Raw genomic sequence first — 24,669 nt, 5'->3', positions numbered from 1 at the left:
AGGGCTGGGCGTGGTTGACCATGGCATGGCGGGGACGGCGTCGGCCGGCCGGGCGGCCTCAGTTAAACAACAGCGCGGCATAGTTGCGGGGGTTTTGTCGCAGTAGGCTCGGGGTAGAATTTCCGGAGTCGAACTCAGCCAGTGTGGGCAGCGGTGATGAATCCGGAAGTTGCGAAGGTATTGAAGCGCCTGCACTACCCACTGGAGGTGATGCTGACCTGCGTGCGCTGGTATGTCGCCTATCCGCTGAGCCTGCGCCATCTCGAAGAGATGATGGCCGAGCGTGGCATCTCGGTGGACCATTCGACCGTGCACCGCTGGGCGCTCAAACTGCTGCCAGCGTTGAACAAGATCTTCCGCCGGCACAAGCGACCGGTGGGCAAGAGCTGGCGCATGGACGAGACCTACATCCTGGTACGCGGCCAGTGGAAGTATCTGTACCGGGCGGTCGACAAGGCGGGCCATACCATCGACTTCCTGCTGCGCGCCCAGCGTGACAAGGCCGCAGCACGGCGGTTTTTCGAGAAGGCCATCGCGCAGCACGGCCAGCCTGACACGGTGACCATCGACGGCAGCCCGGCCAACCTGGCGGCACTGCACGACCTCAACGCCGAACGGGAAACACCCATCGCCATTCGCCAGGTCAAGTACCTGAACAACGTCGTCGAGCAGGACCATCGGGCCATCAAGCGCCAGACTCGACCCATGCTTGGCTTCAAGGACTTCCGCTGCGCCCGCATCTTGCTGGGCGGCATCGAACTGATGCACATGATTTCCAAGGGCCAGATGCAATGCACCGAAGGGAGCAGTCCGTCCGCTGCAGAGCAGTTCTATTCGCTGGCAATATAAACCCAATCAACCCGGCGAGCTCTTCACGTCCTCACTGGCTTACTGCGACATAACCGACCGGAGCCTCTGCCAGCTACGCGAACTGGCGCCTCGCTTGGCGCTTGTTCTCCCCCCCGGGCGCCTGCAGCGCCGCCAGCTCACGCCGCTCCTCCTGAGCAAAGGTATCGTTGACGTAGCCGACGACCCAGCCAGGCTGGGATATCGCTCGCGGCGCACGGATGCGCCAAGCGGCCAGCAGCCCTTCGAAGCAGATCCCGCGCGGCTTGACCGGCAGCCTCGGCACCGGACGTGGTGTGGTTGGAGCGACTTCAGCCGGCTCGTAGCGTACTGCGCGTGGCTCGGCGCTAGTGCTGGCCGCGCTGCGCCGGATTCTGCCCGCAGCCCGCAAGGACTTGAGGGCGCGGTCGGCCTCTTGGCCGGTCAACAGGCCACGATCCAGCACGTCCTGCCGGCTCAGCGCCTTGCCTTGCCGTAAGACCGTGAGGAAAACCTCCGCGCATTCGCGTGCGGTGCGATTAGGCTTCATGTCTTGCAGCTACCGCAGCCAGAACGGCTCGCCTTCTAAGGCGTCGTAATCTTCCAGAGGCTTGTTCTTGTCGCGAGCGAATCCTGGTAGGTCGGAGATGACCACCCTCACCGGCTGATAAATATTAAAGGTTTCGACAAAAGATTTTGCCGAACCACATGCTTTCGCGAAATTCTCGAAGAATCTGCTGAACACTTCCGCCAAGGTCGGCTGATCAGGATCTAACCAGCTTTTTTCGGGATCACCTATCATCTTCGAATCCCACTCGACGCCCGATTTGGCAGGAATCTGCGCAAAAATCTGCCGCGCCTGTTCCATCAACACCAACGTCTTGTCGAGTTCCTCTCGCCGAAGATAGCGGCGATACAGTCGATCTGTGAGGAGGCTCCAGTCCTGTTCCGGGTGGTCATGTTCTGCGTAGGTCTTCAAGCAACCAAAGAACAGTGCCACATCCGGGGCAGGTCCGAGTTCATAGATCGAATGGCCTCCATGAAACCCAATTTTTCTCATTGCGTTTTGAACTGTATCGCTGTTGGACTAATTATTCCGTTCGATTTTTGCACAATGCCTTGGATAATCGAGGACTTTTGTGCATCCGTCACCGTTTGCCCACGCACATCGATCACGACCTGCTGCTCCATGCCAGCCGGCAGATTATCCGCACGTCGAACAGCCTGTTTCGCAACGCTATTGACCAGACCGCTGGAGTTCGTAGCGATATTGTAGTTCTTGACCTCGAAGCTCGCATAGCCATCCGCAGAGACGAAGTCCGGTCGCACGCTGCCAGCCGTGCCATAAGGAACTTCCTTCCCACTGCGATAACTCACTTGTGGCGAGGCTCCCGATCCAAGGTCGGTCCCAACGTCCGTCTCCGATTGTGATGGACTTGGACGCGCTCCGTTGGTGGTGCCGTTGCTTGAGCCTGACGGTCGCCTTCCGGCCGTGGCCCCGGCGAGAGCACCACCACCTGCTCCAAACGAGCCGCCCGAGGCCAGCGTGGTATCCAGGTTCTCGACGAGCGTGCCTTTGGTGACCGCATTCTCCAATGCGAGCTTTACTTGCTCCGCGCGGCGCGAGGCAGTGAACTGATCGGCCACGTTGTGCGATCCGACATTTGTCAGGAAAGTTTCACAGGATGAAACGCCCCCGCACAGAGCGACCGCATCGCTGCGATCGAAGCTGCCGCCACGCCTTGCCTCCAGGCTGATGTCCCCGCAAAGCACCGGATCCTTGCAGCTTTGTGCGTCCGCGTGCTGCTCCTTGTCGATGTCCTGGTACTTGGTGACCGTCTGGGTCACACAGGTGGAATCGCCCTTGCATTGTTTCAGTTCTTTCGCCAGCGCGTCGGTCTGTGCATGGTTCAGGTAGTTGTTCTCCGTCGCCACCTTCCCAACTGTGACGCCAGCGGCCGCATCCGACAACGAGCCGCCTGCCGCTGCACCTGCCGCACCGCCTACGATGGCGCCGGCAAGTTGCACCAGCGCCTTGCGGTCGCCTTCGCTCAGATCCTTCTGGTCGAGCAATGTCTGGCCGAAGGCCTCCATCGCCAGCGAGGCTGCTGCGCCGCCTGCGGCTCCCGCCGCGAAACTGCCACCCAGCGCCTCCGACAGCAATCCGCCAACCAGGGCATGCACTGCAGCCTTCGTCTCGGGAGCGGCTCCCACCAGCACATCACCAACTTGCTGATAAACCATCGGCGCCAACTGCTGCGCCACCTGGCTCTGTAACTGGTTCAGCTCCTGCTGATCCTTCACCTTCTGTGCATCGAAGATCTTGTCGATGCTCTGGTTGGCGTTCGCCGTGTCGCGGTTCAGGCCGGCAACCATCTCGTCGGCCGATTTGCCGGTCTTCGCCTGCTGGCCAGCGCTGTCGGTGATGATGACCGTCCCCGGTGCAATCGCGCTCTTGGTCACGCCAGCGGCGCTACCGTCGATCGACTTCTGCGCATTCCCCGCCGCGGTGGCCGCCAGGCTGTTGGCCGCGCCCTGCAGCAGGTTGGTGTTGCCTGCCCAGTCCACGTGCGCCGGCTGCACCGGCCCCAAGTTCGGATCGCTCGCCGGCACACTCTTGCCGCCGCTGTAGCTCGCCACGAAGGTCGAGGAATCGCTGCTGTACTCGGCCTTGTTCTCGATGTCGCTGGTGGTCAGCGTTCCCGTCTTGAAGTGATTGTTGGCCGGGTCCGCGGTACTCGCCAGGATGCCGCCCTTCAGGTCGGTGTTGCCCTTCACGTCGACGTTGAACCCGCCCTTGCCGGCGTAGATACCGCTCTGCTCCTGCACCGAGCTGTAGGTGCTGTCGGTATTGCCCTGCGTGACACTGCCGCTGGCGTGCACCGTGGTGCCATAGCAGAACGGCGGCACGCAAATGCTGGCCTGCATGCCGGATGACGATTCCTTGCTGTGGTACGTCTCGGTGTCCGGACGGCTCTCGATGTTGAGGTCGCGCCCGACCGAGCCTTCCACGGTGCCGCCGATCAACTGGGCGCCCTTCAGGTTGGTGTCGCGGCCGCTGACCACCGTCACCTTGTCTGTGCCCACCACGTGCGAATTGTGGTTCGTCACCGCCTCGCCGTTGGCCTTCGCCTTGTTCTGGCTGGCCGCCAGCTCCAGCGTGAAGCCGTTCTGGTCACCGCCGAGGCCAAATCCGACACCAACGCTGGCATTGCTGCCCGAGCTGCGGCTGTCCAGGGTGGAATGGTCCTGTGCGCTTTCCAGGTTCACATCACGCGCCGCGCTCAGGGTCACGGTCTTGCCCTCGATCTGCGCGCCGTGGCCCGTGATGTCGCCGTCGGTGGCATAGCCGTCGGCATCCTTCTGGCCGGAGCCCGTCGCCACGATCGTGACCGCATTGCCCGCCTTGACGGTCGTGCCCTGGTTGGTGCTCGCCTGGCTGTGCGATTCGCTGCTCTGGCTGCCACCGCCCACGCTTGCCGTCACCTTGATCGCAGCCGTGGCACTGGTGCCGCCGCTCGTGACCGTCTGGATACCCTGAATGCCGTTGGCAACCGCCAGCCCCGCCTGCACGCCGTAGAGCGTCGCCACGCGGCCGTCCTTCTTGTCCTCGACAGCGCGTGCCGCGTTCTCCACCGCCTGCACCGCGCTGACCGCATAGCCCGACAGCGCCAGGGTCGAGCCGTACTGGCTCACCCGGTGGCTCTCGTTCTGGCTGGCCGAATCGGTGCCGGGGTCGAGAATGACGTTCTTGCCGATCATCGTCACGTCGTTGCCAGCAGCGATGTCCGCCCCGCGCGCCGTGATGTTCTCGCCGGCGACCATCGTGATGTTGCCGCTCTTGCTCACCACCTGGCTGCGGATCGTGTTCTGGCTGACCTGGTTCGCGTCGGTGTGATGCGACTCGCTGCGCACGCCCACGGTGCCGGAATATCCCGTACCACCCAGGTCGCCGATCTGGCGGCTGGCACTGTCCGAGCGCTGCGACAGCGTGTCCTGCCCGGACAGGATGTCGATCTTGCCCTTGGCCGCGGACAGCGCCACGTCGCCCTCGGCGGCGATGCCGCTGCCGGCGATGGTGATGTCGCCCGTGCGCGCCTTCACGCCCACGCTGTTGCCGGTGATGATGCTGGCGTTCTGCTTGCTGCTGGCGAGATCGCCGCTGGCATCGGCCCGCCGGCTCCCGTACGGCACCATGCTCACGCCGCTGTTGTTTGGCCCGCCACCGATATGACGGCCGATGTCACCCAGACTCGGCGCCGCGGTACTGACCGACCAGCCGCTGCTGCTGGCGCTGTGGGTCTCCCGATAGGTATCCGTCGAGGCACGGATCGCCACATCGCGCTCGGCATCCAGCACGGCCGCGCCGCCGGCGCTGATGGTGCTGCCCGAGACCAGGATGTTGCCGTCCACCGCGCGGCCGTCAGCGTCGGTCTGGCCGTTGCCGGTCGCACGCACACGCACGTTGCCGGCGCCGGTCAGGTTGCTGCCGCTGCTCACGGTGGCAACGCTCGACGACTGGCTGCTGCTCTTGTTGCTGCCGGCCGTGACCGCCACTTGCGGCAGGGTCAGCGCCGACGCGCCCAGCTCATTGGCGGTCTGCATGGTGCGGGTGACGCCACTCGGGTTCTTCTGGGCCTCCTGGAGGTTCTTCACCGTATCCAGCGGCGTGCCGACCAGCGCCACCGACAGGCCGCTCGACTGATTGCGCTGGCTGGCATCCTGGTAGACGCGATCGACGCCCTCGGCAATCGTCACGTTCTGCGCCTGGATGTCGATATTGCCGGCGCTGGCCTTGTCGCCCTTGCTGCCGGCGATCACGTCGCTGCCGAGAATGGCCGCATCCTTGCCGGCCGTGATCACGACATTGCCGTTGCTCGCGCCCACCACGCTGCGCGCGTCGCTCTGCGTGATGGCGAGGGTGTGGCTCGCGCCGCTGGCGCTGCTGCTGCCCACCGACACCCCGATGCCGCCCTTGCCGGCAAAGCCGGATACCCCGGACTTTGTCACCTGCCGTGCGTCGCTTTCCTCACGGATGTTCTGGCCGGCGGTGACCAGCACGTTACCCTGGGTCGCGGTAAGCGCCACACCGTCGGTGGCGGCGATCGCGCTCTGACGTACCGTCACGTCATTGCCGCCCTTGACCCGGACCGTATCCCCGGACAGCGTGCTGCCCACGCCAATATTGCTGTGGCTGCTCGACTGTTCGCTGCTCGAGGTGCGGGACACGAAGCTGCCGCGCTTCGATTGCACATCGACGCTGCTGTCGTGCAGCTCACGCGCCTCCGCCACGGTCACGTCGCGGTCCGCCACCACATTCAGGGTGCTGCCACCCTTGCCGTTGGCGCCGGCCGTCACGTTGGCACCGGTCAGCGTCACATTGCCCTTGCCGTCGGTACGATCCAGCCCGCCGCCCTGATCGGCGGACTTGACCGCGGCCAGCGTCGCATTGCCCCCGGCGGACAGGTTCACCGCCACGGTGGTTTGGTCGCGGCTGTGGTCTTCCTCCTGGCGGCCCTTGCTCTGGCGCGCTACGTTGTCATGGGTGGTCTCGTTGGTGACAGCGCTGGCCACGAGATCGCCGCCGGCAACCATGGTCAGATCGGTGCCCGCCTGGACCTGGGTGCCCCTGAGGGTCGTGTCGCCGCCACTGCTCGTGGTGAGGCTGCCGCCAGTCCTGATGGCGCTGACCGTATGCTCGGTGCGGCTGTCCTCGCCGTGGTGCTTGTCGCTGATGGTGAGGGACTGCTGGGTCTTGCCCTCCAGCGTGTCGAAGGTCAGGTTGCGCCCGGCCAGCGCGGCGGCGTCGCCGCCGGCGCTGATCGTCGAGCCGGTAGCGGTGATGTCCCGGCCGGCCGAGAGCAGCATGTCGCCAGTCGATGTGATGCCCGCCTGCTGGCCATAGAGGCTGGTCGAGGCCTTGGAGTTGCCCGCCGCCGACTGCACGCCCTGCGGATCGAAGAGGGTGACGTTCTGGATGTCGCGCCCGGCCACCAGCCCAACCTTGGCGCCGCTGATCTGGCCGGACTGGTTCAGGATGTCTCGCCCGGCCGAGATGGCCGTGATGCCCTGGCTGCGAATCGCGCCGCCGCGGTTCACCACATCGTCCTTGGCGGCGATTGAGAGGCGGCTCTTCGCGTCGACAATCCCGCTGTTCTGCATCGTGCCGGCACTGTGCAGCTCCAGGTCGTCAGCCGCGATCAGCGCGCCATTGGCCTGCAGGTCGGCGGCATGCGCACGCGCCAGGTAGATGCGCGGCACCAGCACGTTCTGCGTGCTGCCGTCCGGCAGTGTGACCGTCTCCGACACCAGCCAGACGATATCGGTCGTGAGGGCGTCCATCTGCGCCTCGGTGAGCGCCATGCCCGGCAGGATGTTGAACTGCTGGGCGGCATGCACGCCTGACGCCATCAGTGCCTTGTACTGCTCTTCGGCACTGTCATAGCCGGCAAGGGTGACGCGCCCGGTCAGGCGGGTCACCTGGTCGCGAATCAGCTTCTGTTCGTAGAAGCCGTCTCCCAGGCGCTTCTGCGTCATGGCCGGGTCGATGCCGAGCAGCCCCAGCATGTAGTCCGACGAGAGGAAGTTGCCATACTTCGTAAAGCGCGGATCCGTCTCGATCAGATACGTATAGCCCGGCTCGGTGTGGTACTTGTACAAGCCATTGGTCGGCAGGCTGAGCGGCGCGTTGGCCAGGGTCACGGCGTTCACGCCGTGTGCGGTCACCTGAGTGCCGGTCACCGTCGTGCTGCCGGTGCCGGCCATCGGATCACTCTTGCCGACATCCTGGTTCTGGATACCACCGCCATAGATGGTCAGGCGTTGGCCGGCGGTGATGTTGCCGCCGACCTTGCCGACCACGACGGGCGTCAGCACAACGCTCGGCTGGACGATCTGGCCGACGTCACGGTTGGTGTCCTCGTTCCAGGCGTAGGTGGAGACAATGTCCTGCGACGACCGGCGGTACAGCGTCTGGCCAACATTGGTGACCGTAGTGGTGCCGAACTGGCCGGACTCCAGCGCCCCGGAACTCGTCCGCTGGTCGCCGATCTGCATGCTGCCGCCCGAGGCGACGGTGCTGTAGCGGTTGGTCAGGGTGCCGACATTGGCCAGGATCAGGTCACCGCCGGAGACCAGGCTGGCGCTGGGCTGATTCGGGTTGGCATCGCGATCGGTAACCGTGTTGGTGGTCGTGTCGCGGGCGATTTCGACACGCTGATAGCCATTGTGCGCATCGTTTCGCGTGGCATATTCGGAGGCAGGGTCATAGTGGATGTCGCGGTTGTAGCCATCCCAGTAATTGACCTGCAGCACGCCGTTGCTTTCGGTCAGCGTGTTGTAGTCGATCTGCGTGGCCACGCCGTTGATATCGACAATCAGGCGCCGCTTGGCATCATCGCGCGAGAAAATCTGGCTCGCGCTGAAGGTGGCGTCAATCGGCGTCTTGTACGGTCCGTCCCATACCGCCTGGTTGCAGGTGGTATGTGGATCGGCGTTGGTGGTGGCGCAGGGGAGGTACTTCTCGCGCTTGAGCTCGTGCTTGGTGGCGACAGTGGTGTCGCTGACGATCACCGGCGCCGGGCGCTGGTTGACCACGTCCTGCGCGGCAATTTCGACCACGCTGTAGTCGCTGCCGCCCTCGATCGTGCTACTGTCGTTCAACAGCAGTCCAGTGCGGTTCTTGAGGAGACCCCGCGCATCGCGCTCGCCGTTGGCGGCGATGTTGAGGTCACCCAGGGTATAGAGCGTGGCGCCTTCCGTATTGGTGACCTGCTCGCGGCCGTAGACATTCAGGGTATCCGTGGCGGCCATGATGGCCGCGGCGCCGGTGTTGTGGATCTCGCGGCCATTGGTCGTCACCGTGCCGCCAATCAGCGTCCCCGTGTTGTTGAGGATGTCACTGTTGGTGGTGAGCGTATCGCCCTCGATGCGGCCGGCATTGGCAATATCCGCCGTGGCATTCAGTGTCGTCGCGGCCGAGTTGATGGTCGCGCCGGCCGCATTGACGATGCGGTTGCCGTTGACCGTCAGGGTGTTGACGGCTTCGAACCTGCCTTGGTTGCTGAAGGCGCCGGTCGTGCCAAAGGTCAGGTTGTGCTCGGCCTTCAACAGATTGGCGGCGGTGTTGACATAGTCGCCCTGCATGGCAACCGCGAGGTCGTTCCCCGCATGGACGGTACCGGTCCCGGTGAACGCGGTGGTGTCCAGGTTGATGTCGCCATCGGCCACCACCTTGCCGCCCTCATTGCTGAGCGAGACGAGCTTGAGCGCAGTGTTCCCACCAGAGGCAAGGCTGCCGCCATCGTTGTTGAGCGCAGCGCCCACACCATTGACGGTGAGACCGGAGCCGCCATAGGTCTGGCCACCAGCGTTGTTGAACGCCAGGCCGGCGGTGATCTCCATCGCGCGGCCGGAGATCATCTGAGCGCCCGCCGTGTTGGCGATCTGGTCCGCGCTGACCGCCACATCGCCGTTGCCGCCCAGCGTCGCGCCGTTGGTGTTGATGAGGGTTGCCCCCGTGATGCTGGTCTTGCCGGTGCCCGTGTTGGCAATCTGGCCAGCGTCGTTGGTAAACGTTCCCGTGGACGAGACGGCCAGCGTGGTACCACCCTGCAGCGCCCCGCCCGTGTTGTCCAGGTCGCCGCCAAGCCCCACCTGCAGGTCTTTATCCGCAAGGATCGTGCCTTGACGGTTCGACAGCGAAGCGCCAGCAAACTGGACCGACTTGCCCGAGATCGTGCCGCCGTCGTTGCGCCAGGCGACCTGGCTGCCATCGACGGTGAGACGCTGTCCGGCGTAGATCTGGCCGCCGGAATTGTCGGCCGACTGAGTCAGGTGCAGACCGAGATCCGACCCAGCTATCAACTGGGCGCCGCCAGTGTTGACCAACTGGTCGGCAGTGACCGTTGCTGCGCCATTGCTACCGATCACGCCGTTGTTGGTGTTCTCGATGCGTTGGGCACGCACCGTCGCCAGCCCGGCCCCGGCGTTCGTCACGCGGCCCCCGGCATTGGTGAGCCGGCCGTCGGCGGACAGCGAGAGGTCGCCCGCGTCGGTCAGCACCTGGCCGCCGGTGTTGTCGGCATTGCCCCGGATCGCCAGGGCCGCGCCGTTCTGGGCATAGAGCGTGCCGCCCCGGTTGGACAATTGCTGCGCGCTGCCGTCGATCCGCGCGGCGCTCACCTTGGCGCCGTCGGTGCGCAGCAGGCCTGCGGCATTGGCTGTCAGGTCCTGGCCGGCCGTGACAGTGGCGTTGGCCAGATCGAGGGCGCCAGCCTGTGCGGCGAGCGCAATGGCACCTGTGGCGCGTGTCTGGCTGCCGGCGAGGCTGACCGTGCCGCCGGTGACCGCCATATTGCTCCCCGCGAGGTTCTGGCCGGTGGCCGCCACGCCCTGCGTGCCGCTCACGTTCAGGTTGCCCGCCTGGGTCATGTTGCCATTGGCATCGATGCCGGCGGCCAGGGTGCCGCTGGATTGCACCGACTGGCCCGCGACGCCCAGGTTCTGCCCCGCGATCAGGGCGCCAGTGTTCTGGATGTCGGCTTCGCTGGTGGCCGAGAGACGAGTGCCGGCGGCCGTGGTGCCGGTGTTGTCGATGCCTTGCGTGCCGTGGACCGTCAGCACGCCGGTGGCAGAGGTGCTGCCGCCGAGCGTCACGCGCCCGGCGCTGTCGATGGAGAAGTCGCCCGCCTGCGCGGCCAACGTGCCGGCGCTGCGCACCCCGACGCCAGCCTCCGATCCAATGAGCCGGATCCGGTTCGCGTACATCCCGCCAAGGTTCGAGACATCGATGCCCACCGTGGGGACCGTGCCTTCGCCCTGGATCACCTGAACACCCAGGCTCGCGTAGTCGACTTGGTTCGCGCCAGCAATGACATTGGCCTTGTTCGCCCACAAGTTGGCGTTGACCGCCACCGAGCGGGCAACCAGGTCCACCTGGTCAAGGTTCGTGCCGTTGAAGCCCTGGCCCTCGACCTGGATGCCGCCGCGTGTGACACGGAAGGCGGCAAGGCTGCCGTCGCCGCCGAACACCGGCGTGCCGGTGGTGAGCGTGGCGCGGTTGACGTTCAAGAATCCAACTCCGTTCAGGGACAGCCCGTTTACGTTCGAGATGATGACGTCGGCTTTCTGGCCGGCTATTTCGATATAGCCATTCAGCTGGCTGGGCGCGGTGCCGGTGACCTCGTTCAGGATCACCCGCGCCGGGCCGCTGGCGCCCAGGTTGGCATTGCCCGGCACGTACCCGCCCAGTTGCGTCTGCGTGATGCTGGTGGCGTTGTTCAGAATCGCATTGCGCCCATCGACCGAGAACTGCTGGTACTGATTGTGCGACACGCCAGCGGCCGACGGGTACTGATGCCCACCAGCGGGGTGCCGTTGGGCGCTGCCGTGACGGCCGGGCCGTGGCCCGCGCGCGGGTCCGACACTATCTGCGCTGCCGCGAGCTGCACGCCCCCCATCGACACGAGTAAGGCCCACGCCATCGGGCGCAGGGTGGCCCAGATGGCGCGGCCCGCACCGCCCGCGCGTTCCCCTGACGCAGCCTTGTGCGCGCCGTTGGCGCACTCGGCCACGGCCATCAGCATGCCGCGTTGCTTGTTGAAGACCAGACGATAACGGTTTTGATTCATGACTTCTTGTATGTTCAAGACATCGGAACAACGGCACGCCAGGCCGGCGCGAATGGGCAATCAGGTTCCGGCCGCGCCCGTGTCGACGGGTGGTTCACCAACCGGCACAGCAACGGGAAGCCACAGCAGGTTACGGCGCAAGCCGAAGCCACTGGCATCACGGACGTCCGGTCGCGGCAGCAAGGAATACTGGGACGGCGCAGCGGCATCGGCCGGGGGGCCCGAAGCCGGGTGCGCCGCAGCATCGGCGGCAGATTCCGACGGCTGCACGTGGCAGGCCGCCAGAGTCAGCAGGAGTGAAAAGGACAGCGAGCGCTTCATGACGCAAACTTCGACGGTCAGTACTGATAGGTCAGGGAAAATCCGCCTGCCGGCGAACGGGTGGGAACTCCGTCGGGCTTGTAGAGCGCCCAGCCCAGGAAGGCGTCGTAGTAGAGGCCCTTGACGGGCGAGCCGCGCAGGCCGATCGCCGTGCCAGCCAGGGTCTTGCCCGGCAGATAGGCAGCGCTCGGACCGCTTACGGTGCCGGCATCCAGCCCCACGTAGAAGCTGTGGCCCGTGTTGCCCAAGGGTGCTTCCAGATCGTTGCGCCAGTAAAAGCCCCGTTCCGCGGCCAACGTTACGTCCCCGCTGAAGCCTCGCACCGTCCAGCGATTGCCGATGGACAGGAATTCGGAGGCCAGTAACTGCCGGTCCGAGTATTGACCGTGGAAGGTGGTGGTGTAGCGCAGCGGCAACCGGCTCTCCGCGGAGAGCGGCACGGCGAACGGCACCGAGAGCGTCGCGTCCAGCAGGCCGATGCGGTACAGGAATTTGTCTCGCTGGCTCGGGGCGTCGGGCACGATCGTCTTCACCTCGGTCTGGCCGTTGAGCCAAGGCACCCCGAAGCGGTAGGCGACCGACAAGTCGAATTGCGCAGAGCCGAAGTAGTGCCGGTGTAGCCAGCCGATCTCGGCGAAGGTTGTGCTGCGCTGCTGGTTCAGGATCTCGGTGTCCTCAATGAAGGCGTGGCTCCAGCGGTGGCCGATGCGAAACTGCAGGCTGTTCTTCTGGAACTGGTCGCGCTGGAAGAGATACATGGCCTTCAGCTCGGCGTTCTTCGAGTTCCCGCTCGATTCGAACACCTGGTTCACGCCGGCGATACGCTGGAAGTAATCGCTGCTGTTGGCGGCGGTGGCGAACGTCCAGTCGCCCCAGGGCACAGAGTAGAAGGCATTGAAGCCGCGCGTGCCCCGTCCGCCCTGATTGACGTTGGCGTCATGGCCGTAGCCGATATTGAAGAGATCGTTCAGTCCAAGCAGGTTGTCGATGCCGAGCGACAAATTGCCCTGGAGCTTGCCGGTGCCGGTATTGCCACTATCGTCGAGCGAGGCGACGACCTTCCAGGCCTTGGTACGCCGCACCGTGATCACTACGTCCGACTCACCCGGCAGCTCACCCGGGACGATCTGCATCTCAACGTCCTGGCTGGGCACCCGCTTCATCTGCTCCAGGCCTTGCTCGAGGTCCCGCACGTTGAGCAGGTCGCCGGGGCGTGCGGGAAAAGCGGACTTCCAGCTCCCGCGCAGGGTCTCATCGGCAAAGCGGATCTGGCGGATGACGCCGGGGATCAGGGACAGGCGCAGCACACCGGTCGACAGGTCCTGCTCGGGCACCGCCACACGGGTGGTCGTGTAGCCTCGGCCAAGAATCTGGGCGCCCAGGCGTCTGACCATGGTGTTGACGCCGTCGCGGCCGATGCACTGGCCGGCATACTGATCCAGGTATTCCTGCGCGAAACGGAAGGTGTCCAGCGGCAACGCGCTTGCGCCCAATGCGCGGATGCTCCCCGGCAGTGCGTCTGGCACTGAAAGCTGCACGCGGGTAATGGCAAAGCAAGGCGATTCGGTCGGCAACTGCGTCGACAGCGCTTCGCGTTCGGCCGCGGCACCGTCCAGCGACACGTTGGGCGCCTGAATCTGGCGCGCGCGCTCGCCGGCCTGTTCGATATTGCGCTCACGCTGAAGCTGCTGGTTCTGCTCGGTGCGCGAATGGCGCAGCGCCTCCTCAATATCCGGCTGGGCCTGGGCGAGCGCGCCCCCCGCCAGCAGCAGACTAGCGGCGGCGGGTACAGCGCGACGCAGGAACGGGGTAAGGCACTGACCCATGCATTCAGCTCAATTGTTGCTTTTGTTGAACGGAGTTTCCGACTGGGACGGAATGCTCCCACTTCCCAGTGGGCTTCGACACGGCTATGACAAAAATTCACAATCCGTTGTCACCACGCAAAAAAACCAGGCTGCAGCGGGGAGCAGCAGCCTGGGCGCGAGTGCAGGTAGGCGGGGTCAACCAACTACCAGCGGGGGTCAACACGCGCGAACGTGTGACAGGCCAGAGCGTATCCACGACGAGCATGGGGAGATATAGGACGAATCCGAAACTGGATGCGGAATTTTCTTCAGGTGGTGTGTCGAGTCCCGGTACTGGCCCAGCGGACGGGCATCAGGGGGCTGGCACCCCTGCGCGACTCCCAGCGGTTGGGGTTCTACAATAGGGCGAGCCACGCTGCCGAGCCGTTCTAGCAGCACCTGTGCGATACCGTATCGCCCTCCCCAACTGGAGACTATCGATGGCCACACTGTCATTTGCCTGGCCGAAGGACGTAACGGCTGAGCGCGAGCTGATGCCGGGAGGCACCTTCGTCTATCACCTGTCACATGCAGCTATCGGCAAGCTGGGCCGTATCCTCCTGACGCCGGCCCCCGGCGGCGGCGCCCGGCTCGACTGCGAGGTCTACGCCGCGGGGCCGGCCAGCGTGATTGAGCGTCGTCGCGCGGTGATCGAACCGCTGGCACGGGCCATTTCGGCAAAGCTGGGTGGGCGGTAGGCGCGATGGCCCGGGAAGACTGGCCCTGACTCCTGGCTTCGGCTGCCTCTAGCCGGCCTGCTGATGCCGGGCCAGCTGATCCAGTGCTGTCGCGGCGTTCGGCAGCAGTCGATGGGCGTAGCGCGCGATGGGAAACTCGAAGGTGCCGCGCAAGTTGATGCCTTCCAGATGCGTCGGGGCAATCTGGCGCAGGTCTTCTGCGCGCATGGTTTCGCCGCCGATGGCCTCGATCGCATCGAGCGCGCGCTGCATGTGTAGCGTGTTCCAAGCCATTACGGCATTCGACAACAAGGTCAGCGCCGATGAGACCGCAGCCAGGGACGCGTCATGCCGGGTCAGTTCGAGCGGAATCTTGCCGTAGTGGATGGCCCGCTGCACCGTGTGGACCGCCTCGCCTCGGTTCAGGGCATGCTGCATCTCATGGCGGAATGTGGGAGCGGTGAAATAGTCAATCAGGAAGATGGTGCGAAACAGCCGGCCGAGATGCACGCCCGCTTCATAGACAGGCTGGCCCTTCGCCGCCGCGCCAAAGCGCAGGAGCGCCTGGACGGCGGTGCATTGCCCGCTCTGCACCGATGCCGCAATGCGGACCAGTTCGTCCCAGGCGCGCTCGATCAGATCCAGCCGGACATCCGCGTCCGTCACCGCAGCCAATTCCGCCAGTACATCGTGGTTCCTGGGCACATGGAGACGGCGGTCGCGCAGATGCGCAAGCCGTGGACAAAGATCAAAGCCAAGCAGCCGGGACAGGCTCATGGCGAAATCGGTAAAGCCGTGGGTATCGACAGCCAGTTGCGCCACGTCTTCCGATCCGTTCTGGCGGATGACGCCCTCGATGGCCGCGCCGGCCTGCCGCTCATTGAGCAGGATCGGCTGGTCGTAAAAGATGCCCCAGCGGTCGCGGACATGCGTGTACATGCCTATCGATGCCGTGCGTCGGCGCGGATCGGCCCGTGCCCGCCAGACTGTGCGCGTGGTCTCCAGTGACATCATGTCCGACGACGCCAGATCGGCGCGCCCCCAGTGTTGGGCAATCGGGTGCTGATGCATGAAGACCAGGACAGCATCGGCGGCCTGGCGCAGTTTGCGCTCGTCTGCGATGCGATGCATCATCTGTCGGATCGCGCTGGGCGACAACTCCGGCACCATGCGTGCGAGGTCTGCCGCCGACATCGAGGTGCCGTGCGCCAGTACCGCGGCGTAGACCATCAGCAGCTCGCTGCGCGAATGCGGCTCCCGGCCCAGCAGGAGCCAACTGAAGTGGGTGCTGCTATCAATCTCCAGCAGGATTTCCGGCAATTGCCCACCGGGGTGCCGCTCGAACAGCGCGCGCCGCAGCGCCTCCACGGAGGCTACCGGCTTCGTTGCCATGAGCGGATCGATATGGATCGCGCTATCGATCTTCAGTTCGCCGCGCAAGGCTGCGTCGCGCAACTTGGCGAGCCCCGCATCCAAATGCGCCACCACGGGCTCCAGAAATGCTTTGGCGTCCTGCGGTAGCTTGAGATGGCCGTAGAAGTGGTTACGCCGGGCCTGCCAATCCTCGTTGGAGATCAGCAGTGCCGCCTGGCTACGGTAGGCGAAGCTGTGGTCCAGGAAAACCGAGCCATTACGCAGCGCCACCCGTAGGGCAAACAGCGTCCCCCATTCGAAGGCCGCCAGCGCCCGTTTGCGATCCTGGCCCTCAAATGCTGGCTGCCAGGCGCGTCCCAATCGAATCGTCACTTTATCGGGCAGCCAGTCGGCCCTGCGTGCATAGAGCTTGCGAAGCACCTCCATGGCCTCGATCACCGGGTGGGCCGACTGGGCGGCGAATGGCAGGCGAACCAACCTGCCCAGCATGGCCCTGGCTTGCCGGTGTCGGGACAGGAGTTGTGCGCGGATCAGGCTGGCTCGGCTTGGCAGATTCTGGGAGGTCGCCGCGTCGGCCAGGGCGCCCAATTGCTGGCAAAGGGCTTCTCGTGTCTGCGTCTCGTCGGCAACCAGCGCCTTGACGGCGGCAGCGAATTCCCGCAGCTTAACGCCAGGGTCCGGCCGGCCGGCGTCGATCAGGCGTCCCGCATCGTTGACGGACTTGCGAATCCAGTGCCGCAGCATGGATGACAGCTGATCCGTGGCGGAACATAAGGCATAGCGCAAGAAGCATGCGGCTTCCAGGCGGCGGGACTGTTGCGCAACCCGCTTGCTGACTGATGCTGGGCGATTCGCACAACGCCGCGCGTAGTGGCGAACCACTGCCTCATTGCAGACCGCCGGCCAGCCTTGGTGGACGCCCAACTGGTACAGTCGGTCGATCTTGTCAAACAGCTCGCCCATCTGATGCGTGGAGTTGCGCAGCGGGACCGCCCACAGCCATTGCTGGAGGCTCGCGCGATCGCTTTCGGGCCGCGGGAGCAAGGTACCCCACGTGTCGAGTGAGGCCTCGCCATAGGCTTGCACCAGCGCTTCGGCCAGCGCCGCTTCGGAGGCCTCCACGGCCTCGCTGATCAGTCGTTTCAGCGCCCGGTCATGTGGGATCAGGATGCGGTGTTCGTACAGCCAGCGTTTCAATTCGTGCAGCAGGTCACTGCGGCTCGGTTGGCCTGCCAGCCGCTCCTTGAGCCAGCGCGTCACGTAGCGCCGCTGATGTTCCGCCATTGGGCTGAACCCGAGGGCCTTGTAGGCCAACATCTGGTGGTCCACCAGGGTATCGGTGCGCCCGTCATAGAGGGCACCCAGTGTGCCCATATCCGGCGGGGTGATGCCAAGTTGCGCGCCAACAAAGGCCCAGAGGAATTTGGGCACCTGCTTGTAGGCATCGAGCGTGCGGCCTGTCATGCGGACAAAGCCGATGTGAACGGCGCAGGCCAGGCGGTACAGGTGGCTGCGCCGCGCGTCGATCAGGGCCCGCTCCTTGGCGGAGAAGGTGAAGAACGTGGCAAGCTCGAACTCGCTGAGTTCGCGCGGAATCTGCCGCATGCCGAGATACGCCAGTTGCCAGTGATCCATCGCGCTTTCTCCCAAGCGTGAGACGGACCGCCGAGATTAGAGGCAATGCGACGGGGACGCAACGCACGCGCCAAGAAAGTGCGCTAGAAGGCAATTCTTCTGGTGGGGAAATAGTAGGTAACTTCTCAATAAGCCGGGGCAAGGCTAGGTGGTGAGGCGTGGCCGGTGAGTGGAATATCGGGGTGGAAATATCGGCGCGACCTTGCCGCAAGCCGCAACGAGTTCCGCTTGTAAACGCTGGGTGGAGATGTTAACTTTCGCCGTCGCCATCCACGCTGCCCGATCATGACCACTCGCCAAAAATTCACGCTGCCGGACATCCCGCGAGAAGGATTAACGGCGAAAGAGCTTGAGGTGCTGGCATGGGTTGAGGGATTGGTCGACATGGCCAATGGCTTGCAGCAGGAGACGGAGCAACTGGAACAGGAACTCGCCGAGCTGAGAAGAGCTGCAAAGCGCGCGTAGCCTGACTGCGGCCGTGAAGAAGAAGCTTGTCGCGCCGTACATTGCCGAGGCCGAACGCACGCCGGCGGTGCTGAAGGTGCTGGCCTGGGGAGAAGGGCTGGTGGAGCTCATCCATCGTCTGGTGGAGAACGCAGGGCACATGAAAGACGAAGTCGCGGTGCTCAAGGGAGAGAAGAAGCGCCCGACGTTCAAGCCAAGCCGTATGCATGAGGAGGCCGGCAAAACCAGCGAGTCCAATCGGCAGCAGCAGGGCAAACCAGCCAGACGACGCGGATCGCCCGCCAGGAGCAAGACGGGGCAGCTGAAGATCGATTGCGAGCAAGTCATCCAGCCGGCCGAGTCGATCCCATCTGGCTCGCGGTTCAAGGGCTACCGGGATTTCGTGGTGCAAGACCTCGTGATCGGGACCCACAATACGCGCTACCGGCTCGCACGCTGGCAGACTCCGGACGGTCACACGGTGACCGGGCAACTGCCCAAGGCCGTTGCCGGCAGCCACTTTGGCGCGACACTGGTCAGTTACGTGCTGTACCAATATCACCACTGCCACGTGACGCAGCCGCTGCTGTGCGAGCAGTTGCGGGAATGGGGTATCGAGATCTCGTCCGGGCAGATGAATGCGCTGCTTCAGGAGGGCAAGGAGCGATTCCACGAGGAAAAGGACGGTCTGCTGTCGACGGGGCTGGCGCTCTCGGCGTATGTGACGGTCGACGACACCGGCACGCGGCATCAGGGCCGCAACGGCTACGTCACCCACATCGGTAACGAGCACTTCGCCTGGTTCAAAAGCACAAGCACGAAGAGCCGCATCAATTTCCTCGAACTGCTCGCAGCGGGACATGGCTACCAGGTCAACGATGAGGCCCTCTCCTACATGAAAAAGCATGAGCTCCCACAGGCGTTCGTGGAAGGGATGCGGCAGCATGAGTGCGCGAGCTTTGCCAACCAGAGTGCGTGGCTGTGTCATCTGGACAGCCTGGGCATGGACGTTACCCGCCACCGGAACATCGCCACCGAAGGGGCGTTACTGGGCAGCTTGAGGCGACGTGGCGTAGCGCAGGATCTGGCCATCATCAGCGATGATGCGGGACAGTTCAATGTGTTGATTCACGGCTTATGCTGGGTCCACGCCGAGCGTCTCGTGCACAAGCTGCTGCCGCTCAATGACCTACATCGAGAGGATATTGCCCGGGTGCGCAGCGACATCTGGTCGCTCTATGCGGATCTGAAGGAATACAAGCAGAATCCGACGATCCAGCGCAAAGCCGAACTGCAACAGCGCTTTGACGCAGTCTTCATCCAGAAGACCCGTTATGCGACGCTGGACCGTTTGCTCAGACGTCTTCACAAGAACAAGTCCGAGCTGCTCCTGGTGCTCGAACGCCCCGAGGTCCCACTGCATACCAACGGCAGTGAACGGGACATTCGCGACCACGTGAAAAAGCAGAAGATCAGTGGCGGCACGCGCAGCGAACTCGGTCGTCAATGCCGTGACACCTTCTCGAGCTTGAAGAAGACCTGTCGAAAGCTGGGAATCTCATTCTGGGACTACCTGGCCGACCGCATCTCACACACCAATTACATTCCCCTCCTTCCCCACCTCCTCGAACAGCGCATCGCTCTCTCCACCTGAGCTGCGTGCCGCCGTTTGCCCCGCATTATTGAGAAGTTACAATAGTAGACAGCAACTAATTGATTTACATGACTATTTCCCCGGTCACCGCCCGGAAACCCGCATGGGTGCTAGGGAGCGCTATCCCGGTAAACTGCACCAGAATCAAGGGGACCCCTGGTTGCAACCGTCGGAGACGCCAGAGCCTTCAAGTCAGGACGAGAGCTGGCCGCCTTCCTCGGCCTGGTACCTCGCCAAACCGGCACAGGGGGTAAGGTTCGGCTCGGAGGCATTAGCAAGCGCGGCGATGTCTACCTGCGCACCTTATTGATCCACGGAGCGCGCACGGTGCTATTCCGATCGAAAGAGAAGGGAATCTGGTGCGACCGTCTGCGCCAGAGACGACCGACTAACGTCGCCGCCGTGGCCATAGCCAACAAAATGGTTCGCACTGCTTGGGCACTGCTGGTGCACGGAACTGCATTTGAAAAGAACCACGTGTCAGTGAAGCCAGCGTAGCTCGTACGCCGACTTCACTGACACGTGGCCGTTGATTTAGCGTGACGAATCCTCGTCAGCAAGTTGCGATGGTAAGCGTATAGATGATGGCGTGACAGGTTGGACCGCAAGAGCGCAAGCCTGCTTTGGTTCTGGTGCTTTGAGCACGTGGCGAAGATGAGAGCGCTCTTGGCGAATTCCATCAGGGCCCGCAGGCATGGCCTGCACGATGAGGCTGATGGTATGGACTCCCGCCCCCTCCGGGGCGCACACTTCCGGGGCCACTTTTGGGAGATTCGAGATGCCTACGCTCACCGTCGGTCTTGATATTGCAAAGAACGTGTTCCAGGTTTATGGCGTCGATCGCAGCGGCAGACCTGTCATACAGCGGAAGCTGCGCCGAGCAGATGTGTTGAAGTTCTTCTCGAAACTGGAATCGAGCCTGATCGGTATCGAAGCGTGTCACGGTTCACACTTCTGGGCTCGTGAACTTACCTCACAGGGACATACGGTGCGCTTGCTGCCAACGCAATATGTGAAGCCCTTTGTGGTCGGTGGCAAGAACGATGCGAACGATGCTTCAGCCATCTGTGCCGCGGTGTCACGACCGGGCATTCATCCGGTCCCGATCAAAAGCGCCGAACAGCAATCATTGCAGTCGGTTCATCGTATGCGTGAGCGGCTCGTTCACGAGCGAACAGCGAAGTCAAACCAGATACGGAGCATGTTTGCCGAAGAGGGGTTCATCTTTCCGATAGGCATTGTCCAGTTAAGGCAGGGTATCGTGGCTTTAAGGCAATGCTGATCAAGTCCTCCGAATCGTGATGAGGTGCGTTATTTGAAGAATCACGAGCGCAAAGAGATGAACATGAAGCAGATGACGTTGGCAGCGGGTGCAGATCAATGTGCAGGTTTCGAGCAACACCGCAAGCCAACGCGACGTGAGGAATTTCTCGCGACGATGGAGCAGATCGTGCCGTGGTCGGCCTTGTGCGCCGTGATTGATCCGTACTACCCAAAGGCAGGCAATGGCCGACCGCCCATTGGTCTGGAGCGGATGCTGCGCATCCACTTTCTGCAGCACTGGTTCAACCTGGCAGATCTGGCGTGCGAGGAGGCCCTGTATGACAGTGCCAGCCTGCGCCGCTTCGTAGGGATTGACCTGGGCCGTGAGCCGGTGCCGGACGCCACCACGCTGCTGAAGTTTCGTCGGCTGCTCGAGAAACATCAGCTTGCCGAACGCCTGTTCGCTGAGGTTGGCCGGGTCCTGCAAGCCAGTGGCGTGAAGCTGAAGACCGGCACCATTGTGGATGCCACGATCATCAGTGCACCCAGTTCGACGAAGAACCAAGAGAAGGCACGCGACCCCGAGATGCATCAGACTCGCAAAGGTCAGCAGTGGCATTTTGGGTTGAAATTGCACATCGGCGTGGACAGCCAAAGCGGGTTAGCGCATTCAGCGGTGGTGACGCCGGCCAACATTCACGACAAGCATGCGCTGCCCCAGCTACTGCACGGGCAAGAGCGTCGTGTCTACGGTGACAGCGCGTACGCCAGTCAGCAGAAGCTGATCGCATCAAAGGCACCGCACGCCAAGGACTTCACCAATCAACGGACCCGCAGGAACGGGCTGATTGATGAAGTGCAACGCGGGAAGAACCGTAACAAATCGAAGATCCGCGCCCGGGTTGAACATGTCTTCGCAGTGGTCAAGCGCCTGTGGGGCTTCACGAAAGTCCGCTACCGTGGCCTGAAGAAGAATGGCGGACGGGCCTTCACGGCGCTGGCGCTGGCCAATCTCTACCTGAGTCGAGGGCATCTGATGGGAGCAGTCCGCCCATAAAGGGCGAATGCGGGGCGGGCGCCCCACCAACACCCCCAATTTGGGGGCGCACGAGGGAAAATTCTCATCACCAGAGCCATTTTTCCGGCCAAACAGGCTCCTGATCAGTCTGCGTGACTCAATTTACCCAGCTTATTCAGCGTAGCCTTAATTAATGACGCCGACGCCCACATCACGATACTGCTTCGGCGACTTGGTTCAATGTACCTCGAACAGTTGGCAGCGTTACAGCGATGGATCGACGAACTCTCTTCTGAGATTGCCGAGATATTCAAACGCAATGAAAGCTGCCAGCGTCTCGCTACGGTACCTGGGATCGGACCGCTCGTGGCGACCGCATTATTCAGCGGGGTCGGAGATCCACTGCAGTTCAAGAATGGGCGGCAGTTCGCAGCGTGGTTGGGTCTGACGCCCAGGCAGAGATCAAGCGGCGGCAAGTCAAAGCTGGGCGGCATTACAAAACACGGCGACACCTACCTCCGCACTCTGCTGGTCCAGGGAGCGCGGGCGGTGATGCGCTTCGTCGGGCGTCGTGACGACCGACACAGTTGCTGGATCAAAGCCGTGATGCAGCGCCGCCATGTGAGCGTCGCTGCAATCGCTCTCGCGAACAAGACGGCGCGAATAGCGTGGGCAATATTGACCAGTAGTGACAGCTTCAAGTTGGCGTAGCCGTCCTGTAACACATCGAGATACCTTCACTCCATCCACGATTGCGCAAGAAGCGGCAAGCATGGCGAAACGGTCAGACCGGCGCTTGCAGATCCTGATATATCCGGCGGCTGCGTTACGAAGCCAGGAGGCCGATGAGGGGCAAGCGCGCAAACTTCCATGATGGCTCGTGCGAGCTAAAGTCGAAACTGGTGTACGGGCGGGGAATTTGAGGCGCGGAGTAGAGGGCGGTGGAGCTTTCCGCTGAGAATCTGATTGTCGAGATCGGAAACCAGCACAAGAAAGGTCCACCATGAGCAAGGATAAAGGGAAAGAAGCAGTCGGTCTATCGGAAATCGGGCTTGGGCTCGAGGAGCTGATCAGGCGCGGGGCTCGGCGGGTCATCCAGGAGGCGATTGAAGTGGAGCTGGCAGAGCTGCTTGAGCAGTTCAGTAACGTCAAGACGTTGAGCGGGCAGCGCGCCGTGGTTCGCAATGGCTACCTCCCGGAGCGCGAGGTGCTGACGGGGGCCGGCCCGATTGCCGTGAAGGTGCCCAAGGTGCGCGATCGGTCCGGGTCTGGCGTGAAGTTCAACTCGGCGATCGTGCCGCCGTATGTGAGGAAGTCGCCGCGGGTGAGTGCAGCGCTGCCCTGGCTGTATCTGAAGGGAGTATCGACAGGCGACATGAGCGAGGCGTTGTCGGTGCTGCTTGGTGAGGATGCCAAAGGGCTATCGGCCAACGTGGTGAGCCGATTGAAGGCGCAGTGGGCAGACGAGCATGCGAGCTGGAATCAGCGTGATCTGTCGGCGGCGCGCCATGTGTATTGGTGGGTGGACGGCATCCACACGGGTCTGCGTAGCGAGGGATCGGACGGGCAATGCCTGCTGGTCATCATCGGCGTTACGCCAGACGGCAGGAAGGAGCGCGTGGCGATCGGTGACGGCTATCGGGAATCGAAGGCATCGTGGGTGGAAGTACTGTTGGACCTGAAATCCCGCGGCCTGCAGGCTGGCCCGCTGGCGGCGGTCGGCGATGGCGCCATGGGATTCTGGGCTGCCCTGGAGGAGGTGTTCCCGGCCACGCGCGCCCAGCGTTGCTGGTTCCACAAGATGGGCAATGTCCTGAACGCCTTGCCCAAGTCCCAGCACGGCCGCGCCAAGGCAGATCTGCAGGCGATTTGGATGGCGGCCACCAGGGCAGATGCCTATGCTGCCTTCGATCGCTTTGCGACGATCTACGGCGCCAAGTACCCCAAGGCCACCGGCGTGCTCACCAAGGACCGAGACAGCCTGCTGACCTTCTACGACTTCCCGGCCGAGCACTGGCAGCACATCCGCACGACCAACGCGATTGAGTCGACCTTCGCGACCGTGCGTCACCGCACGACGCGCACGCGCAATTGCGTGTCACGAGCGACTTTCCTTGGCCTGGCCTTCAAGCTGATCGAGGAAGCCGAGAAAACATGGCGCCGCATCAAAGGTGCCGAACACATCGAACTGCTCTTGAAGGGCGTCCCCTTCAAGGACGGTGCCCCGGCGCAAGACAATCCGCCGGTTCAGCAGAAACTCGCCGCCTGACGACCGGCCACGATCAACCTTCATACACCAGATTTGACTTTATCTCGGCTCGTGCCGATGACAGGCACATCAAAAGCCGAATGTACGGACGCAGTCGAGACCTTCAAAATGCACACCGATCTTGCTCATAGGCGGGAGTCCATGTACGGATATAAGTCTGCAACCAACCCTCTGTCGAGCCTGACCCTTGCGTTCACCTAGCAAGACGAGGCGCGTTCATATAAGAACCAAAAAAAAGCCAGGCGGTCCCTGTCGCCTGGCATAAACAAGGAGAGTGCCCCCGGAAAGCAGGGCCAGGTTAAATGTAGTTGAATTTTTCTTAAGCCTTTGCGAACAAATGTCACCTTAATGCGTTGTTTGCTCATCGTCGTTTCTCCTGGCAGCTAGCGCCGAGAGCATTGAGCGTTGGAATTTACAAGCGCCGGGGGCCGGACAGGGCGTACCGCCCCCCGCCCTGTCAGCTGGTCAGTCCTTAGGGAAAGGGCAACCGGAAAAATGTTTGAATACACTTCCTTCCTCGTTTTTGGATTGCACAATCCGCACTGTACCTCCCGCCAACCGTATAAAACGGGCGCCGACCAGGCGCACCAGGAGCAGCGCAAGACCGCCGCCCAGGAGGCCCACCGCGTAGCCGAGGGCACTGTCACGACGAGCTGCCGACGGCGACTCGACTGTGGCGCGCCCGAATCTTTGGATGCGCCGCCTGAACGT

The 24,669-nt window shown here is 63.2% G+C and carries 13 protein-coding genes and 3 pseudogenes; 9 read left to right on the top strand and 7 right to left on the bottom strand.

Annotation, left to right across the window (positions count from 1 at the left end; all coding sequences use genetic code 11):
• The first annotated feature begins 156 nt into the window (after window positions 1-156).
• Window positions 157-849 (top strand): IS6 family transposase, encoded by a 693-nt coding sequence (locus AC5WJ1_RS29040; RefSeq protein WP_494477044.1) that lies wholly within the window; start codon window positions 157-159, stop codon window positions 847-849.
• A gap of 73 nt (window positions 850-922) precedes the next feature.
• Here the strand turns inward: AC5WJ1_RS29040 and AC5WJ1_RS29035 are convergent, their stop codons facing one another.
• From AC5WJ1_RS29035 to AC5WJ1_RS29010, 6 genes are read right to left on the bottom strand one after another with little or no spacing between them, the layout of a single operon-like run.
• Window positions 923-1,375 (bottom strand): hypothetical protein, encoded by a 453-nt coding sequence (locus AC5WJ1_RS29035; RefSeq protein WP_494477355.1) that lies wholly within the window; start codon window positions 1,373-1,375, stop codon window positions 923-925.
• 9 nt (window positions 1,376-1,384) lie between these two features.
• Window positions 1,385-1,885, bottom strand: coding sequence for a hypothetical protein (locus tag AC5WJ1_RS29030; RefSeq protein WP_494477354.1), 501 nt, complete (start codon window positions 1,883-1,885; stop codon window positions 1,385-1,387).
• The gene (locus AC5WJ1_RS29025) at window positions 1,882-11,160 is read right to left on the bottom strand and encodes a hemagglutinin repeat-containing protein (protein ID WP_494477394.1); all 9,279 of its coding nucleotides are present in this window, start codon (window positions 11,158-11,160) and stop codon (window positions 1,882-1,884) included. Before AC5WJ1_RS29025 ends, AC5WJ1_RS29030 begins: the two co-directional genes overlap by 4 nt.
• Entirely contained in the window at window positions 11,106-11,456 is a 351-nt protein-coding gene (locus AC5WJ1_RS29020; protein WP_494477353.1) for an ESPR domain-containing protein, read from the bottom strand. The genes AC5WJ1_RS29025 and AC5WJ1_RS29020 overlap by 55 nt, the downstream gene beginning before the upstream one ends.
• Window positions 11,457-11,516: 60 nt before the next feature.
• On the bottom strand, window positions 11,517-11,777 hold the full coding sequence (locus AC5WJ1_RS29015; protein WP_494477352.1) for a hypothetical protein: 261 nt from the start codon (window positions 11,775-11,777) through the stop codon (window positions 11,517-11,519).
• 17 nt (window positions 11,778-11,794) lie between these two features.
• Complete coding sequence (locus AC5WJ1_RS29010; protein ID WP_494477351.1) at window positions 11,795-13,603, bottom strand: ShlB/FhaC/HecB family hemolysin secretion/activation protein; 1,809 nt, start codon at window positions 13,601-13,603, stop codon at window positions 11,795-11,797.
• Window positions 13,604-14,064: 461 nt separating this feature from the next.
• Between AC5WJ1_RS29010 and AC5WJ1_RS29005 the strand changes: the two genes are divergently transcribed.
• Complete coding sequence (locus tag AC5WJ1_RS29005) at window positions 14,065-14,322, top strand: hypothetical protein (RefSeq protein WP_494477350.1); 258 nt, start codon at window positions 14,065-14,067, stop codon at window positions 14,320-14,322.
• Window positions 14,323-14,370: 48 nt separating this feature from the next.
• Here AC5WJ1_RS29005 and AC5WJ1_RS29000 read toward each other — a convergent pair whose 3' ends face one another.
• Entirely contained in the window at window positions 14,371-17,310 is a 2,940-nt protein-coding gene (locus AC5WJ1_RS29000) for a Tn3 family transposase (protein ID WP_494477349.1), read from the bottom strand.
• A 285-nt stretch (window positions 17,311-17,595) separates the two neighbouring features.
• Between AC5WJ1_RS29000 and AC5WJ1_RS28995 the strand changes: the two genes are divergently transcribed.
• From AC5WJ1_RS28995 to AC5WJ1_RS28965, 7 genes and pseudogenes are all read left to right on the top strand, one after another.
• Window positions 17,596-17,775, top strand: coding sequence for a hypothetical protein (locus AC5WJ1_RS28995; protein WP_494477348.1), 180 nt, complete (start codon window positions 17,596-17,598; stop codon window positions 17,773-17,775).
• A 13-nt stretch (window positions 17,776-17,788) separates the two neighbouring features.
• The gene (locus AC5WJ1_RS28990; protein WP_494477347.1) at window positions 17,789-19,408 is read left to right on the top strand and encodes an IS66 family transposase; all 1,620 of its coding nucleotides are present in this window, start codon (window positions 17,789-17,791) and stop codon (window positions 19,406-19,408) included.
• Window positions 19,409-19,564: 156 nt separating this feature from the next.
• A pseudogene (locus tag AC5WJ1_RS28985) lies at window positions 19,565-19,906 on the top strand (transposase); the annotation flags it as partial.
• Between the two features lie 280 nt (window positions 19,907-20,186).
• Window positions 20,187-20,678 (top strand): annotated as a pseudogene (locus tag AC5WJ1_RS28980) (IS110 family RNA-guided transposase); the annotation flags it as partial.
• 75 nt (window positions 20,679-20,753) lie between these two features.
• Window positions 20,754-21,728, top strand: a complete 975-nt coding sequence (locus AC5WJ1_RS28975) for an IS5 family transposase (RefSeq protein ID WP_115216929.1) — start codon at window positions 20,754-20,756, stop codon at window positions 21,726-21,728.
• Between the two features lie 162 nt (window positions 21,729-21,890).
• Window positions 21,891-22,400 (top strand): annotated as a pseudogene (locus AC5WJ1_RS28970) (IS110 family RNA-guided transposase); the annotation flags it as partial.
• Window positions 22,401-22,692: 292 nt separating this feature from the next.
• The gene (locus tag AC5WJ1_RS28965) at window positions 22,693-23,958 is read left to right on the top strand and encodes an IS256 family transposase (RefSeq protein ID WP_022540107.1); all 1,266 of its coding nucleotides are present in this window, start codon (window positions 22,693-22,695) and stop codon (window positions 23,956-23,958) included.
• The last annotated feature ends 711 nt before the right edge of the window (window positions 23,959-24,669 follow it).

It is taken from the genome of Cupriavidus sp. MEYA8 (genome assembly GCF_059278825.1).
This window is presented reverse-complemented; position numbering and strand designations above follow the sequence as displayed.